This is a genomic window from Paenibacillus massiliensis 2301065 = DSM 16942, assembly GCF_000377505.1.
Lineage (GTDB): Bacteria > Bacillota > Bacilli > Paenibacillales > Paenibacillaceae > Paenibacillus > Paenibacillus massiliensis.
The window spans coordinates 420,733-437,393 of record NZ_KB898186.1 but is presented as its reverse complement, the minus strand read 5'-3'; the positions used below and the strand labels follow the sequence as shown (position 1 = coordinate 437,393).

Genomic DNA, 16,661 nt, shown 5'->3' with positions numbered 1-16,661 from the left:
TGTAATCACTTAATAGCGCTTAGGTGCTGCCTTCTTGCCGAGATCTGTCATATAGGTGAAGAACGCATCCGGATCTGTATCATATACAAGCTCAACCGGACGGCCATCCGCCTGGGCTACCGTTCTGCCCTGACTCGGTCCATCTGCAATAACCGTACAATGAACGGTCTTTCTGCGTACCAGCTCTGGACGTCCAAGCGCAGCTGTCGTCAGTACATCCCACAGATAGTAAGTAGAATTTGTCTCACTGTAGACCAGCGGCGGGCAGCCTGCATAGCAATTCCCGATGAAGTCAACACCTTCATAGCAGCGCTGGCTGGCCCAGAGTCTGCGTACCGCAGGGGTCAGTGGTACTTTATTCGTGCTCTCCAGTGCGACCAGGTCAATGGGAATCCCGCTCTGCCATACACGCAGGGCAGCCTCTGGGTCCCAGAATACGTTCCATTCCGCAGTCCCATCATGCTCTGGCTCCTCGACATTACCCTTCTCGAAGGTGCCACCCATCCATACCAGCTTCTCAATCCGCTCTTCTACGTCCGGCGCCTCATCCAGTGCGCGAGCCAGATCCGTGAGCGGGCCTGTGAACAGCAATGTCGTCTTGCCATCAGCCTGACGTACCTTCTCAATCAAGTGAAGATGGGCAGGCAATGAGGACAGTGGAGCTTCCATCGTACCCGTCTCATTGAGAACAGGCAGGGCATCTACATAGAAGGAATGGAGACGCCATGCTGCCGGGAAAGGGTTCTTGCCACGGGAGTTGGACTTGGCTACCTCTACCTGTGCTCCATGACCAAAACGGTCAATAATTTTGCGACTGGCATCCGTAGCTGGCTCCAGATAGCCGTCTGCCGGGATCACGGATACCCCTGTCAGATGAACATCTTCCATTTGCAAAAGCATAAATAATGAGACGAGGTCATCCACGCCTCCATCATGATTGAAATATACATTACGCTTGCTCATTGATCTCTTCCTTCCTGTTCCTGCAATTTCGAAGCTGTCTCCTATATTATGCCGTAAAGTAGACGGGCCCGTAAATGCAGGATTTGGGACAGCGCTTCTGTCGCTATGCTCAAGGGTTACAGTTATCGGATCATCCGGCTCCAACCAACAGCTTGAGCGGTGTAGAGAGCAGACTCAGCTCTATAGGTGTCTGGAGATAAATCTCACCGTCCGTATCCACCTTCATTGGCTCATGTGTCTGAATCGTAAGCGAAGTGGCTCTAAAGTATTCTATCGCCTTGTCCTTGGGCTCCCAGGGCTCCTCCGACTTTCGTGCAAGCAGTTCCTTCAGCAAGGGTAATCCAGCTTCACGAATAATGAGAACATCGAGATGACCATCGCACAAGGAATCAGGCTGCAGCGGCAAGGGATGGGTCCCCAGATAGCGGCCATTCGCCACCAGGATCATAACCGCCTCCTCTTCCCTGCTCTCACCATTACTTACCATTGTGAAACGGAAGGGCTGCGCACTGCGTAACGTCTGTAGTGTGCTGATGAAATAGCTGAGCTTGCCAAGCGAGCTTTTCAGGGTGGGATCAATATTTTCCGAGGTCTCTGTGATGAGGCCAATGCCGCAAAAATTCGTAAATATCCGGTCATTGACTACCCCGATATCCAAGCTGCGGCTTGTCCCCTCCAGCAGCATTCGAGCAGCTTCCGGTATATCCTGGGAAATCCCGAGTGAGCGTGAGAAGTCGTTACAGGTGCCTCCAGGCAGAATGCCCACACTCGGAGGATGCGACAGGGAAGCGAGTCCATTCATACACTCATGTACCGTGCCATCCCCTCCAAGGATGAACACAGCCTCTATCTCTGACGACAGACTGCGACAGATTCGTTCGCCGTCTCCGGGGGATTCGATCTGACGCAGCACAAGCTCCGCTATATGGGGAGCAAGGACAGCTACAGCATCACCGAGACGTTTGTCTGCACCCGCCTTACCTGCATGATGATTATAGATTAGTAGCGCTTTGCGGAACATACTCACACCTCCTATTGCAGCTATGTAAGCCTCCCTATAAGATTACCCCTAAGAGGTAGGGCCATAAACGGTGCGAGCTGTCCCAACGAGTCAACACATGTCATTCTGGGGTATGTATAAGGTACAATAGTCAGCATAACCGATCTTATCCATCTGAATCTGTTATTAAAGGAGTGATTACCATGGTGCAAACGATCGCTGAGCTGGATCTCATACGGGAAGAATGCAGGTCCATGGTGGCCAAGAGAGCGGCAGTATCCGGTACGGTATCCCTGCTTCCGGTTCCAGGAGCAGATGTCCTGACGGATGTGGGTATCCTGATGGAGCTGCTACCTTCAATTAATAAAAAATTCAAGCTATCACAGGAACAGCTAGAGGGCCTGGATGCCGAGACCAAATCCATGATCTATGGATTCATTACTTCTGTTGGCAGCAAGATCATTGGTCGCGTCGTTACGCATGAGCTGATTCTCCAACTCCTTCGCAAAATGGGGGTAAGGATTGCAACCAAGCAGGTATCTCGATTTGTGCCCATCCTCGGGCAAGGACTCTCCGCAGCCATTGGCTATACCGCTATGCGGATCATAGGCAATCGCCATGTCGATGAATGCTACGAGGTAGCGAAGCATCTTCTGGAGCAACGGAATCTCGTGGCAGCGGTCCAGGATGCACAGACGCCACAAATCACAACTGAACCGCTTGAGGTCCCTGATTCTCATGAGCCATCTGCACTCTTGCTGCCGCCATCCAAGGAGCAACCCGAACCGGTACTTGAGCGGCAACCATCATCTGAACAGCCTACATTCAAACAGCCTAAATAAAAGAAGCGGACCCTACGCCATGTCCTCGTAGTCCGAGACTGGGCGGGTCCGCTTTGTTATTCAACAATGTATGGCTTTATGGGCTACTCGTAAATTTTGCCCATGTACAGCATCTGGGCACATCGCTTCCAGGGATTCTGAGGCTTCTCATAATACTCCAGGCCTTGAATAGAGGCTTTGCCCCACTCCTGAGCAGCCTCCAGAAACGCCTCGACAGACTCATTAGCCCACTCATGCCCCTCTGCCTTGTCCTGCGCGAGCTCCTGCAAGAAGTGGAGGAATGAAGCTTCATCGGTAACCGCATTGACAAGCTCAAACAGACTTTTCATAGGCTCACCTTCCCGTTCGCTTGGGTGTAACAGGGACATCAGCCCTGCTGCACAAGCGCTTCTACGACAGGATAGGAGATCAGATTGCGATCACGATAGGTAGAGGTGATAACGTCCTGTCTGGCACTGACGATACCATTTTGCAATATAACCGGCTTGAAGCCCCGCTCACTGGCACCATTGAAGGTGAACAGCACACAATGCTCAGCCGCGAAGCCTGCAATGATGAGTAGCTCGACCCCACGACTGCGCAGCATATCCTCCAATTCCGTCTGCCAGAAGGCGTTCGGCATCTCCTTCGTCAGCTTGAGGTCTCCGTCCTTGATCTGAATATCTGAAATAATATCATAGCTAGCCTGATTGCTGTCATTCATGCCTTCAATATCCTGAATATGTACAATGACATGGCCTTGTGAGCGTAGCAGCTCAGACACATAGTTAATGTGAATACATGCCTTGTTAAGCAGGCTCTTCTCCACAGGCTCCTCTTCCAAATGTACATGCTGCAAATCAATGATTAACAAGCCAATTTTCACAAAATAGCCCCCTCGTTCCGTACAATTGTAGTAAAATGACGCAGACTTCTTCCTCAGCCTTCCCCATCATCTTGGCAGGAGGCCTGCTTAGGCTCTTGAATAGTGAAGGATGGCTGCGCCTCACAGGCTTCAAAGCCCCTCTTCATCTTGTCCAGCAATCCCCTCATAAGCTGGTGATCCTCCAGCGTGAACTCAGACAGCATCGTCTGAATGAGATTTCTGTAATACGGAATGACCCGACTCAGAAAGTCTCTGCCCTTCTCCTTGAGACGAATCGTGATCATACGCTTGTCACTGGAGTGGGCAATCCGCTCAATCATGCCGTCACGCTCCAGACCATCGATCAATCCGGTCATCGTGCCCCTTGTCACATCGGCCTCCTCGGCGAGCTCGGATGGGGTCATATCGTGTGGAGCATGGCTGAGCAGCACACTCAACACGATAATTCGCCCCTGCGACACTCCAATCCGCGCAAAGTCACGGTTCATATCACGGAATATCCCATTAGCCAGATGGGCGAACGATACAAAGGTCTCAATATCCATAAGGTCCTGATCCGTAGCACCACGCTTGCGAAGCGTCTTGCGAATCGAATCGTTGTGAAAGTTAAAGTTCATGGCTATTCCTTTCTACTGAATGATCTAATTCTGAGGAAGGCGATATGATCCGGTATGTGCGCCATTCCTCGGGCAGCAGGGAAGCATATGGCTCCTGCATGAACCGATCGTCAACGAGTACTAACAGCCCATAGTCCTGAAGCGTACGAATCAATCTTCCGCCCGCCTGCAGCACTTTGTTCATCCCTGGATAAACATAGGCATAGTAAAAGCCATTCTTGCCCTCACGCTGGTAATAATCCTTCAATACATCCCGCTGCTCTCCTACCTGGGGAAGTCCCACACCAACAACGACAACACCATGCAGACGCTCACCAGGCAGATCGACGCCCTCTGAAAAAACGCCTCCCAGTACAGCCATTCCCATCAAGCTTCTGGGCGGGTCTGGCTGGAACCGATCCAAAAATGCGGTGCGCTCCTCCTCCGTCATCCCTGAGCTCTGCACGAGCAGTTCGGCATCAGTACCCATCTGCTCGAAGGCCAGGGCTATGTCCCGTAGATAAGTATAAGACGGGAAAAATACTAAATAGTTGCCCTTACGCTCCTGTACTAACCGAGTCAACAGCTCTGTAATCGGGCGAATCGACTGCTGCCTTGCATGATAGCGAGTCGACACAGGCAGCAGTCTGACGTCCCATTGCTCCTGCCGAAAAGGCGAAGGTACCGTTAAGGTGTAGTCATCTTCATCGGCTCCAAGCAATTCTCTGTAGTAGGCCAGTGGCCTGAGCGTGGCCGAGAAATACACTGCAGAGCGGTAAGACTTGACGCTCCGCTCAAGCAGCTTGGACGGGTCCAGACACATCAGACGGAGGATGACGTCACTGCTATTCTGCTCTATATAAGTAACATAACGCTCATCGTACAAGCCTGCAATGCGCAAACAGTTCTGTACAGCAAAATAACTCTCCAGCAGCAGGGCATGGTCCGCATCCGCTCCTCCAGCCCCCATCGCAAGAAGCTCTCTCTCTGCCACATCCACAAAGGGCTCCAGCAGCGACAGCAGCTCCTCTGGCAATTCTCCGCGGGTGATCGCTCCTGAGCTCGGCAGCTCCTTGCGCAGCTTAATAAAATAGTTGTTCACTTGGCTCGCTGCGGTAGCCACCCCTCCGCTTCGCTGCTTGTACGCTCGCTTGAGCTCTAGAAAGGGGCGTTTACTAAGCTCTGCCGAGAACATTTCCCGACTTCGATCGACCAGATTATGAGCCTCATCAACGAGCAGTATGGTCTTGCGCTTTTGCTCCTCCAGCCAACGCTTGAGTGAGATTCGGGGATCAAACACATAATTATAGTCGCAAATAATACAGTCCGACGCGTAGGCTACGTCGAGAGAGAATTCGAACGGGCAGACGCGGTGCTTGCGAGCATACCGCTCCAGGATCTCGCGGGTCATAATCGTCTCATGCTCAAGTATATCCATCACGGCATGGTTGACCCGGTCATAATACCCCTCACATAAGGAGCATTGTCCCGCATCACAGCCTTGCTCTTCTTTGAAGCATATTTTATCCTTCGCCGTTATGGTCACGGCATGCACCCGCAGCCCCTGTGATTGCATGAGTCGAAGCGCATCCTCAGCAGCCGCTCTGGTGGTCGTTCGCGCCGTCAGATACATAATTCGGCCCGCATGCTCCGTCACCAAGGCTTTTACCGCTGGGAACATTGTCGAGATCGTCTTGCCAATTCCCGTTGGGGCCTGAACGAACAGATCCGCCCCCTCCTCAACCGTCTTATAGACGGCACCTGCCAATCTTCGTTGCCCCGCACGATACTGTGCGAATGGAAATTCCAGCATACGGATGCTGCGATTGCGTTGCTCCTCATGAGCGAGCAGCATTCGTACGTATGGAGCATAGGCCGACAGGATCCTTCGTACCTGCTCTTCAAGCTCGGCGGCGGACAGCTTGCGCCTCAAGCGGCTCACACTTCCCGTGGCCACATCTACATAAGTCAACTGCACCTGCACAGCCATCAGCTGCTCAGACACCGATACCATATACGCATAGCAGATGGCCTGTGCCCAATGGACCGTATGCCCATCTGCTCCGGGGGCGCTTGCAGTGCCGGTATAGGACTTGATCTCATCCACAGTCCACTGCTCGTCCTCCCAGATCAGACCATCACAGCGGCCCTCGAGCTGAAACAGCAGCCCGTCCTGAGCCAGCTCGGTATTCAGATGTAGCTCCTTCCTGTCGCCCGGCTGATAATCCCGCTGAATCTCCTGATGGATGCGGGTACCTTCCTGCATGCTACTGGCCGTACGAAAGCCAGCTACGATACTTCCGCTACGATAAACATACTCGACAAGCGGCCTGACAGAGATACGAATCACGGGGGGAATTTGCACGAGATCACCTGTTCTGGTTATTATCCCTCCACTTTATCATGTTCTGAACGGAAAGGTAAGGACTTCACAGGATAAAATAAGGAAGGGGGAAGAAATGAACTATGCTAGGCTTGTTGGCAAAATGATCACGAATTTGTCTAAAATTTGAAATAAAAACCATGAAATATATGTTAGAATATTAATTATTTAGGGTAATCTGTCGATAACTATCTTTGAAATACCTGTCATCGCAAGGTTAGATATACAGGTAATTCAATCCATAGCCGGAGGTGGATTATGAAGCTCGAGCATCTGCAGCGACTATTGGAGAAAGAACGCATGGAGCTTAACCGCATGGTAGACCAGCATGGCTTAGGGGACAACCGGGTGTTGGACAAGTCCCTGAGGCTGGATCGTATACTAAATGTATACCAGCGTACGAAGCAATCAGCACGTAGCAATTAATACGGCAATGATCTCAGCATATATCCTCCAGAGCCTATACCATATATCACTTAGTGCCGCCATCCGTGAAGGATCGCGGCATTCGCCTTTTTAGCAAGCTCATGACCACCTTAGCTTCTCCCTCTCTTGCCGCGCAGTAACTGCTGCGTGAACGCAATCCATTCCCGTGCTGCGAACGAGAGATAGCGATCCTTGCGCCAGATCATGGCCAGATTCCACGGAATCACAGAGTCTTGTAGCTGTAATACCCTAACCCGCTTAGGGTCCAGCTCCCGGCACATGGTATCAGGCAGCAGGGCCACTCCTAGCTTGGCAGCCACCATCTCGGCAATCATATCCCACTGCGAGCTTTCATAGACCACCTTTGGCTGGAAGCCACAACGAACACATTCCTCGATAATTCGATCATGGAGGGCAAAATTCTCCTGGAACAGCACGAATGAATCGTCCGCCAGCTCATTTAATGTAATCCGTGTTCTGCCCGCCAGTCGATGCTCCGGGTGCACCAGTACATTCAGCTTATCCTCAACGAAGGGAAAATACTCGAATACATCCTCTCCTGTCGGCCACACCACGACACCGATATCCAGTGCGCCAGAAGCGACATCCACCTCTACTTTCTTCGCCCCGTCCTCGAAGAGCTGCAGAGTAATCTCGGGATAGGCCTTATGGAACTCACCAATAACCTGGGGAAAAAAGCTGGCACCAATCATCGGCGGCAAGCCAATCCGAATATGGCCACGCTTGAGGTTCATCAGATCGCTCAGCTCAGAGGATAGATTCTGAAAGGATTTCACGATCACCTGCGCTTGTCGCTCTATGGCTCTTCCGGCGTCAGTCAGCTCGACCTGCTTGCCAATCCGGTCCAGCAGTTGGACGCCCAGCTCCTCCTCCAGACTCTTGATCGTCTTGCTAATCGTAGGCTGCGTGATGAACAGGCTCTGTGCGGCCTTAGTAAAGCTCTTATGGCGCGCCACCTCCAAAAAGTACTGCAAATGCCGGATATCCATAGCTTCCCTCCTGTTACTCTTTTGCTACTCTCCTGTTACTGTTTCATTATCATCCATAGCCAAATGGAATACAAAACATTCTTAATATGCATTTTACCTATGAAAGAAACTGCTGTAAAATTTTCATAACACCTCAGGAAACAAGACAGGAAAGGAGCAACCGCCCTATGATGAAAATAGCGCAAGGTATATTGCAGATCGGAGTGCTGCTGCTATTCTCAGTCGGCATGAATGCGCTGGTGGGCTGGCTGCACTGGCCTATTCCGGGGAGCATCGTCGGTATGCTGCTGTTATTTATTCTTTTGCAGACCAAAGTTATTCGCCTGAGCTGGATTGAGATCGGTGCGAGCTGGCTACTGGCCGAGCTCTTGCTCTTCTTCATCCCTTCGGCTGTCGGCGTGATGGATTATTTGCCACTGCTGGAGCATGATGGCATGAGTATATTATTCATTGTATTGCTAGGCACCTTCATTGTCATGGCAGTCACCGGACTTGTGGCTACCTTCATCTCGAAAAGAAAGGGGAGTAAAGCTTCATGATCGCGATCCTCTGTATGCTGCTCACCCTGGGCATCTATGCTATGGCCAAAAAAATGTATCGCACGCTTCCAAAGGTGTACTTGTCTCCGCTGTTGATTACGCCTGTGGCTATTATTATCATTCTGCTGCTGGCAGGTGTATCCTATCAATCCTATAATCAGGGCGGCAAATGGCTGTCATTGCTCCTGCAACCAGCTACGGTCGCTTTCGCCGTGCCCTTGTATAAATATTTTCACGTGCTCAAGAAGCACGCACTGGAGATTATCGTCAGTGTTCTGAGTGGCTCTCTGATCGCGGTACTGTCATCCCTTATGATGGCACAGTGGATGCATCTGGACGCGTCCCTGCTGCATAGCATCATTCCGCGTTCGATTACGACGCCTATTGCCATGAGTGTATCGCAGACGCTGGGCGGCAATCCGACGATTACTGCCGTATTCGTCATCCTGACAGGCCTGTCGGGCTTGCTGATCGGGCCGATGACTGTACGCTTGCTCCGTATTGATAACGAAGTCGCACGCGGTGTGCTGCTGGGCACAGGAGCGCATGGAACCGGCACCTCCAAAGCCTTCGAATGGAGCATGCTGACAGGCACAATATCGAGTATATCCATGGTGCTGGCGGCGATGTTCACCTTGGCTGGTGCTCCACTGCTGATGAGCCTATTTCAGCCATAAGGCGGAAGCTGTTAAGACCTGTATGCAGAAGGAACTTTACGAAGCATGACTGGAAGCATAGCAGTAAATACCCATCTCATGATTATCCATCGTGGATAGAAATGCAGAAAAGCCTCTTCGTTGCCGTAATATTACGGTCTTCACGAAGGGGCTTCTCCTATTGATTAATAATTAAATAGCATTATTTACTGTACAGCAATGATATCCTAGCCGACGTGACCAGCGACCTTGGTGATATCCGCATCCACAGGCTCTACCGCATAATACAGCTCTGTCTCCAGACGCTCCGTATGCTGCTGGCGCTCCTCGATGCTCCATTGATAATACTCTGCCATCAGGTCAATCGCTTGACTCTTCCACTTACGTACCCAATCAATACGGAAGAAGATAGCACCCGTCCGACGAATGAAGAAATCGACAGGTGTCACCGCCATCTCCTCCTCCAATGCATAGAGAAGAGGTACTCTGATCTCGTCTGGAAGCTCCTGCTCGCTCGCAAGCTGGCGTGGACGGGCCGCTAGCTCGAACAGGCGTGCAATATTGGAGCCATAGCGTCTGGCCCACTGCTCGGACAGCTCAGCAGCAATACCACGGCTGTTGCCTTGCTTAATGGAGTCCTGTACAAACCCCTCGAACCCGGCAGATCCGCCGACATCGCCACCCGACATCTTGATTTGCTTCGTGTTCGCTTTGCTCCAGCTCTCACCCGTCTTATTGGTGAGCAATGTGCTTACGCGATCCATGACCATCTCTGCCATTTTGCGATATCCAGTCAGCTTGCCTCCAGCAATCGTAACCAGCCCTGAAGCAGACTCCCAAATCTCATCGCGGCGGGAGATCTCCGAAGGGTCCTTGCCTTCTTCATAGATCAGTGGACGCACACCTGCCCAGCTGGATTCGACGTCATCCAGGGTCAGCTTAACGTCTGGGAACATGTATGCAATAGCATTCATGATGTAGCTGCGATCTGCAAGCGTCATGCGCGGATTCGCTGTATCTTCCTTATATACCGTATCTGTCGTGCCCACATAGGTCTTGCCCTCACGCGGAATGGCGAAGATCATTCGTCCATCTGGCGTGTCAAAGTAGATGGCTTGCCGGAGCGGGAAGCGCTTCTGATCGAACACCAGATGCACGCCCTTCGTCAGCTGCAGCATCTTGCCCTTCTTGGACCCATCCATCTCACGGAGCGTATCCACCCATGGCCCCGCAGCATTAATAATGACGGTAGCATGAATATCGTAGCCTTCACCGGTTATCTGATCCCGAACGTGCGCGCCCACGACTTGACCGTTATTATAGAGCAGTCGCTCGACGCGAGCGTAATTGACCAGATCTGCGCCAGTCTGGGCAGCCTTCTTCATAACCTCGATTGTCATCCGTGCATCATCTGTCCGATATTCTACATAGCTGCCGCCACCCTTCAGGCCATCGCGCTTGAGTAGCGGCTCCTTATCCAGGGTCTCACGTGCACTATGCATCCGACGACGCTCGCTATGCTTCACGCCAGCCAGCCGGTCATATACTTGCAAACCGATGGAGGTACTGAATTTGCCGAAGGTTCCGCCTTTATGCATAGGTAGCAGCATTCTTTCCGGTATCGTGACATGCGGACCGTTCTCGTAGACGATGGCGCGTTCCTTGCCGACCTCAGCTACCATTTTCACCTCGAATTGCTTCAGGTAACGTAGCCCCCCGTGCACCAGCTTCGTGGAACGACTTGAGGTCCCCGCTGCGAAATCCTGCATTTCCACGAGTGCCGCCTTCATACCGCGTGCCGTTGCATCCAGCGCGATCCCTGCACCTGTAATACCTCCACCGATAATCAATACATCATAATTCTTCTCTGTCATGGATTGCAGTCGCTCTCCCCTGGCATGACCAGCAAAGCTTTTGGTTGTCATGACTCATTCCTCCCGGTATCTCTGTAGTGGAATTCCCGCCAATTGACCAGACTCTGCCTGCGCATGGACCATATGCCGATGACATCCGATCTGCTGCAGCTGCACGCAAAAAGAGACCATGAACAATCACTACGGCAACAGCCGAGTGCATCATGGTCTCTCCAAATCTCCTGACAGGAATATTAACTTAGTGACATCTTAACATAGTATATTGCAAAAGTGAACTATCGCTACTGCGTATTCGTCAAATTTTCACTTGAAGGCCTGCGCAGCATGGACTGCCTTCTTCCAGCCCTCGTAAAGAGCAGTTCGCTCCTCTTCCGCAAGCTCTGGCGTAAAGGTACGCTCGACGCGGACCCTGCTCTTCAGCTCCTCTGTGTTCTTCCAGAAGCCGACTGCAAGTCCGGCGAGATAAGCCGCACCGAGTGCCGTCGTCTCATGAATGAGTGGACGCTCGACTTGGGCATCCAGAATGTCACTCTGGAATTGCATCAGGAAATTATTCAGCACCGCACCGCCATCGACACGCAGCTTCTTGACGCTCAGCCCGGAATCAATCTCCATCGCTGTCAGTACATCTCTTGTCTGATACGCCAATGCTTCCAGCGTTGCGCGTATGAAGTGCTCCTTAGTCGTGCCCCGCGTCAAACCGAAGACAGCACCACGCACCTCACTATCCCAGTAAGGGCTGCCCAGACCTACAAATGCAGGAACCACGTACACTCCCTCAGAGGATGTTACACGACTGGCATAAGTCTCACTGTCCTTGGCGGACTTGATCATACGCACACCATCACGCAGCCACTGAATCGCAGAGCCTGCCACAAAAATACTGCCCTCCAGGGCGTATTGCACCTTGCCTTCCTCCAGCCCCCAAGCAATGGTCGTGATAAGACCATGCGTAGAGTCTACAGGCTGGTCGCCTGTGTTCATCAGCATGAAGCAGCCGGTGCCGTACGTATTTTTGCTCATCCCTTGCTCGAAGCAGCCCTGACCGAACAGTGCCGCCTGCTGATCCCCAGCTGCCCCGGCAATTGGCACGCTCTCCCCGAAGAAGTGATACGCTACAGTGTGCCCATAGACCTCCGAGGAAGGCCTTACCTCTGGCAGCATGCTCTGCGGTATGCCAAGAATGTCCAGCAGCTCCTCATCCCAGCGTAATTCATATATATTGAACATCAGCGTTCTCGCTGCATTGGAATAGTCCGTAACGTGCGCTGTTCCACCCGACAGCTTCCAGATCAACCAAGAGTCGATCGTCCCGAACAGCAGCTCTCCGCGCTCAGCCTGTTCACGCGCACCTTCAACATGGTCCAGAATCCATTTCACCTTCGTACCTGAGAAATAGGGATCAATCAACAGTCCAGTCTTGCTATGGAAGAGCTTCTCATGCCCCTGCTGCTTGAGCTGTTCGCAGATGTCCGCGCTCTGTCTCGACTGCCATACGAGTACGTTGTAGACAGGATGCCCGGTATTTCTGTCCCAGACCACAACCGATTCACGCTGATTCGTAATACCGATCCCTGCGATCTGACTCGCCTTCACCTCAGATTCAGACAGACAGGAGGCAATGACCGCCAGAATCGAGCTCCAGATTTCATTGGCATTATGCTCAACCCAGCCCGGATGCGGGAAATACTGCGGGAATTCCTTCTGTGAAGAATAGAATACATTCCCTTCCTGATCGAACAAGATCGCTCTTGAGCTAGTCGTTCCCTGATCCAATGCCAAAATGTATTTTTCCATATGTCGTGATCCCCCTCTATGTCATACACGTTCTTCAAAATGACTCCTGCCTACTCAGCAGTCATTCCTAATACACGCACAAAAAAGGAGACCCCTCACAAACCCGTACCTCTGCCCAAGGCAGGGAATGTCTGTGTGGCTCTCCTCGTCTCCGTCACGGGTATTAACTTAATTTAAATATAATATGTTGTTGTAAGCGTCGTCAACCTGCAAATTTGAATATGTAAATTTGAAGTATCAGTGATTCGTTTCACATATTTAGAAGGCCTGCTCCTCAGGTGTGTACCATCAGAGCTTATTCGAAGAGCTACGGACTATTCATAATGCTGGATAAGCTCCTTGTTGGAGGTAGTGACCGCATCAGCCCCAGCCTCCAAGGCTCGCTCCACGTCCTCTGTGGAACGAATCAGACCGCCTGCGAGAATCGGTATACCCGTACGCTCACGGACCTCCGCGATCATATGCGGCATAATGCCAGGGAGCACCTCTATATAATCCGGCTGTGTTTTCTTCAGCAAGGTGTAGCTTTTCTCCAGAGCCATCGTATCGAGCATGAAGACACGCTGAATCGCCAGAATGCCTCGCTTCTTGGCTGTCATAATCACACTGGAGCGGGTCGAGATCAGCCCGAAGGGACGAATCTCCTGACACAAGTATTGAGCAGCATATTCATCGTTCTTCAGACCCTGGATCAGATCGGCGTGCAGAAGCATTTTTTTCTTGCCCTGACGGGCCAGATCATGGAGCATGCGCAGTTGGCCAATATGCGTATCCAGGAACACCGCTACCTCATAGTTGCTCTGCAGCAGACTCTCGAACTGCTTGACATTCTTGGCCGCAGGCACGATGTGCTGTCCGTAAAATGGCATATCACGCCTCCTTATATTCAATATACAGAACACACAAATTACATTATATATAACGCCATTATATAAAGCACCGATTTTATACGGAAGGACCAGCTCGGTGTTATAACATCGCGTTAATTATAGTTATTTCCTATCGTCTACATATGATTTATATATTTCTCCAATTAAAGTCCTGTTGTTAAAATGATATCGTCATTTTTTCATTGTCGATACACCATTTGACTCATACAGCCAAAAGGCAATTATTTTCTACAGTTTATCAGTTATTAAATGACGGCGGTATTTTTGTAAATGCAGACCAAGTAGCGGGTAATAATTCTCAAACCGATGATTTTCTCAAAAGACATTGGCTAGAGCATATTAACGAAAGTGGCCTTACCCAGGAAGCGATAGATGCATCTGTAGAAAGAAGAAAGTTGGATATCAATGCAAAATTAGATGACCAAATCAATTGGATGGAGCAAGCAGGATTTCAAGCTGTTGATTGTATGTATAAATACTTTGATTTTGCCGTATTTTTCGGAAGAAAATGATGTGACCCCCACCTCCCCTCCACTTAACACAAGCATATATCATGATCTTGCTACATACACAAAGCCCCTCTTGCGAGGGGTTTCTGTCGTTACCATTTGACAGGAGGAATTACATCTTCTATAATCAATCACAGACGTAATTGTAACATTTTTAGTTACATTAAATTTTATATACGAGTGCAGGTGTACTCATCAGATACCTTCACTCCATACAAATGAGAGGATGAATGATTATGAAGATCGCAGTAATTGGAGCCAGTGGTAAAGCCGGAAGCCGTATTCTGAAGGAAGCGCTGGATCGCGGACATGAAGTGACAGCTATCGTTAGAGATCGCGCCAAGGTTACAGAGAACGGAGTCAGTGTAGTGGAGAAAGATATCCTGTCCCTGACTGCTGCTGACCTGAACGGGTATGAGGTAGTTGTCAACGCATTTGCCGCTCCGATGGGGCAAGAGCAGCTGCACGTCGAAGCAGGCCAGGTACTGATCCAAGCTCTGCAAGGCACGTCTACTCGACTGATTGTCGTAGGCGGTGCAGGCAGCCTGTATGCAGATGAAGCCCAGACAATTCTTGTGAAGGATACTCCTGGCTTCCCGGACTTCGTATTCCCGACAGCAGACAATCAGTCCAAGAATCTGAACGATCTCAAGAACAGTGCTAATCTGAGCTGGACATTCATCAGTCCTTCTGCTGAATTCGCACTTGGTCAGCGTACAGGCTCCTACCAGCTTGGTAAGGACAACCTGCTTGTGAACTCCCAGGGCAAGAGCTATGTCAGCTATGAGGACTATGCTGTAGCTGTGGTAGATGAGATTGAGAAGCCACAGCATGTGAACGCTCGTTTTACGGTAGTGTCCGAGGGTTAAGGCCCCTTCGACTTGACATCAGATTGCTTAAGGTACTAGAGGTATTCAGATTCGCTTAAGGTACTAAAGGTATATAGTAATGCTAGTGACGACACTCAGCCTAAATACGCACAACGGCCTGTATCGAGCTTATCGACACAGGCCGTTTCTTATATTTATCAGTTCATACTTCCAACTATCAGTTCATACTTCCAACTATGAGTTCATCCTAACAAGGTGTATACTTCAAGCGTGATTTTCGATTTCACGTTTATTGCAGGATCAGCATACTGCTGCTCTCAACATTTCGCTTAGACTCTAGCCGCTTATCCTCACCCTTAACCGCGCAAGAACCATTGCTCCGCCTCCACCTTCGTTTCAAATACCCTGAAGTGATTGCTCTTATTGGCTTCCACCGCCATCTCCTTGAATCTGCCCTGATGAATCAGCTCGCCCGGGATGACTGCGGCCACCTGAAGCTGATAGTTGATCCACTTCTGAATCATTCCCCCAGCCACACCCGTGCCGAGCTTGAAAAAATCCTCCGATAACGCCTGACTGTGTAGCAGCATCAGATGTACATCATTCTCCATACTTAGAGCAACCAGATCAACAGCATCCTGTTCCTTACTCAGCGGCGGTTCTGCAGAGATCACTTCGATATATTTTGTTTCCCCATTCTGTACTACTTGATAGTTCATGGACTTTAACTCCTCCTTTTGTCTGGTGTACAGCTCTTCAAGCTCACTGTGAAGCTCATGCACCCATTTAAGCTCATTGCGGTAAAAGGACAGCAGGTTGTCAGCTATTTTGTCTGCCACCACAGCCTCGCGTGCGTTGCGACGAGGGGAAGACATCCCGCGTCGGATCTTCTCCTGCTGATATACAAGCTGTACGTTAATCCGGTCTTTATATTGCAGCAGCAGCTCTTTTAATTCCTCGTTGCTTAACTGATCCGAGCAAGCCAATTGGACAAGAAAGGCATTCTTGAAATCGGGAACCTCCGGCTCCGAGAGAGCCCATTCCTTCAAGCCAGCAAGCCCCTTCTCTGTAATACTGTAGATTTTCTTGGAGGGAGAGCTCTCCTGATGCTGAATTTCGTTGGTTACCATACCCTCCTCCAGCAGCTGTACCAGTGACTTATAGATCTGATTGTTGTTGCCGGACCAGTACAGGATGGTGGATTCCTCGAATACCTTTTTTAGTTCATAGCCTGTAGCAGGCCTCCAGCTGAGAATGCCAAGTATCGCATATTGTATAGACATGTTCGCACCTCTAATGTTATAGATAACTTGTGTTAATGATAACATAGGTTATTGTTAACGTAAATATGTAGAAAAACTGCCAGAGCAGCATGAGGTTAAAATCGTAGCCTCTCATACGGTCTGGCAGCTTCTCTATAAAATAGAATATAAGATTCAACAGAATATTCGAACGATGGTTAACTGGTATACCCGGCGGAG

General features: G+C 50.5%; 17 protein-coding genes. 6 read left to right on the top strand and 11 right to left on the bottom strand.

Features of this window, described 5'->3' with window-relative positions:
- Positions 1-9: 9 nt before the first annotated feature.
- Positions 10-963 (bottom strand): nucleoside hydrolase, encoded by a 954-nt coding sequence (locus D328_RS0105765; RefSeq protein ID WP_018884018.1) that lies wholly within the window; start codon positions 961-963, stop codon positions 10-12.
- A 130-nt stretch (positions 964-1,093) separates the two neighbouring features.
- The gene (locus D328_RS0105760; RefSeq protein ID WP_018884017.1) at positions 1,094-1,984 is read right to left on the bottom strand and encodes a diacylglycerol/lipid kinase family protein; all 891 of its coding nucleotides are present in this window, start codon (positions 1,982-1,984) and stop codon (positions 1,094-1,096) included.
- Positions 1,985-2,166: 182 nt separating this feature from the next.
- Between D328_RS0105760 and D328_RS0105755 the strand changes: the two genes are divergently transcribed.
- Entirely contained in the window at positions 2,167-2,805 is a 639-nt protein-coding gene (locus D328_RS0105755; RefSeq protein ID WP_018884016.1) for a hypothetical protein, read from the top strand.
- Positions 2,806-2,888: 83 nt separating this feature from the next.
- On the opposite strand, the gene D328_RS0105750 is transcribed toward D328_RS0105755, so the two are convergent.
- From D328_RS0105750 to D328_RS28415, 4 genes are read right to left on the bottom strand one after another with little or no spacing between them, the layout of a single operon-like run.
- Positions 2,889-3,134, bottom strand: a complete 246-nt coding sequence (locus D328_RS0105750) for a DUF7660 family protein (RefSeq protein ID WP_018884015.1) — start codon at positions 3,132-3,134, stop codon at positions 2,889-2,891.
- A gap of 38 nt (positions 3,135-3,172) precedes the next feature.
- A complete protein-coding gene (locus D328_RS0105745) occupies positions 3,173-3,670 on the bottom strand; it encodes a cysteine hydrolase family protein (RefSeq protein ID WP_018884014.1) in 498 nt (165 codons plus the stop codon).
- A 53-nt stretch (positions 3,671-3,723) separates the two neighbouring features.
- A complete protein-coding gene (locus D328_RS0105740; protein WP_018884013.1) occupies positions 3,724-4,287 on the bottom strand; it encodes a MarR family winged helix-turn-helix transcriptional regulator in 564 nt (187 codons plus the stop codon).
- Positions 4,277-6,631 (bottom strand): ATP-dependent DNA helicase, encoded by a 2,355-nt coding sequence (locus tag D328_RS28415; RefSeq protein ID WP_018884012.1) that lies wholly within the window; start codon positions 6,629-6,631, stop codon positions 4,277-4,279. The genes D328_RS0105740 and D328_RS28415 overlap by 11 nt, the downstream gene beginning before the upstream one ends.
- Positions 6,632-6,907: 276 nt before the next feature.
- Between D328_RS28415 and D328_RS30605 the strand changes: the two genes are divergently transcribed.
- A complete protein-coding gene (locus tag D328_RS30605; protein WP_018884011.1) occupies positions 6,908-7,075 on the top strand; it encodes an aspartyl-phosphate phosphatase Spo0E family protein in 168 nt (55 codons plus the stop codon).
- Between the two features lie 110 nt (positions 7,076-7,185).
- Here the strand turns inward: D328_RS30605 and cidR are convergent, their stop codons facing one another.
- Positions 7,186-8,085 (bottom strand): cidABC operon transcriptional activator CidR, encoded by a 900-nt coding sequence (gene cidR, locus D328_RS0105725; protein WP_018884010.1) that lies wholly within the window; start codon positions 8,083-8,085, stop codon positions 7,186-7,188.
- A gap of 167 nt (positions 8,086-8,252) precedes the next feature.
- Between cidR and D328_RS0105720 the strand changes: the two genes are divergently transcribed.
- On the top strand, positions 8,253-8,624 hold the full coding sequence (locus D328_RS0105720; protein ID WP_018884009.1) for a CidA/LrgA family protein: 372 nt from the start codon (positions 8,253-8,255) through the stop codon (positions 8,622-8,624).
- Positions 8,621-9,301: an LrgB family protein gene (locus D328_RS0105715; RefSeq protein ID WP_018884008.1), complete on the top strand. Its 681-nt coding sequence runs from the start codon at positions 8,621-8,623 to the stop codon at positions 9,299-9,301. The genes D328_RS0105720 and D328_RS0105715 overlap by 4 nt, the downstream gene beginning before the upstream one ends.
- Positions 9,302-9,507: 206 nt before the next feature.
- Here the strand turns inward: D328_RS0105715 and D328_RS0105710 are convergent, their stop codons facing one another.
- The 3 genes from D328_RS0105710 to D328_RS0105700 form a co-directional block, all read right to left on the bottom strand.
- Positions 9,508-11,205, bottom strand: a complete 1,698-nt coding sequence (locus tag D328_RS0105710) for a glycerol-3-phosphate dehydrogenase/oxidase (RefSeq protein WP_018884007.1) — start codon at positions 11,203-11,205, stop codon at positions 9,508-9,510.
- Positions 11,206-11,457: 252 nt separating this feature from the next.
- Positions 11,458-12,951 carry a glycerol kinase GlpK gene (glpK, locus tag D328_RS0105705; RefSeq protein ID WP_018884006.1) on the bottom strand — a complete coding sequence of 498 codons (1,494 nt, stop codon included), beginning with the start codon at positions 12,949-12,951 and terminating at the stop codon, positions 11,458-11,460.
- A gap of 314 nt (positions 12,952-13,265) precedes the next feature.
- Positions 13,266-13,820, bottom strand: a complete 555-nt coding sequence (locus D328_RS0105700) for a glycerol-3-phosphate responsive antiterminator (RefSeq protein ID WP_018884005.1) — start codon at positions 13,818-13,820, stop codon at positions 13,266-13,268.
- Positions 13,821-14,038: 218 nt separating this feature from the next.
- On the opposite strand from D328_RS0105700, the gene D328_RS28410 reads away from it, so the two are divergent.
- Both D328_RS28410 and D328_RS0105690 read left to right on the top strand, forming a co-directional pair.
- Complete coding sequence (locus D328_RS28410; protein ID WP_018884004.1) at positions 14,039-14,353, top strand: hypothetical protein; 315 nt, start codon at positions 14,039-14,041, stop codon at positions 14,351-14,353.
- Between the two features lie 233 nt (positions 14,354-14,586).
- On the top strand, positions 14,587-15,219 hold the full coding sequence (locus tag D328_RS0105690; RefSeq protein ID WP_018884003.1) for an NAD(P)-dependent oxidoreductase: 633 nt from the start codon (positions 14,587-14,589) through the stop codon (positions 15,217-15,219).
- A 317-nt stretch (positions 15,220-15,536) separates the two neighbouring features.
- On the opposite strand, the gene D328_RS0105685 is transcribed toward D328_RS0105690, so the two are convergent.
- Positions 15,537-16,463, bottom strand: coding sequence for a DUF4180 domain-containing protein (locus D328_RS0105685; RefSeq protein ID WP_018884002.1), 927 nt, complete (start codon positions 16,461-16,463; stop codon positions 15,537-15,539).
- Positions 16,464-16,661 lie beyond the last annotated feature (198 nt).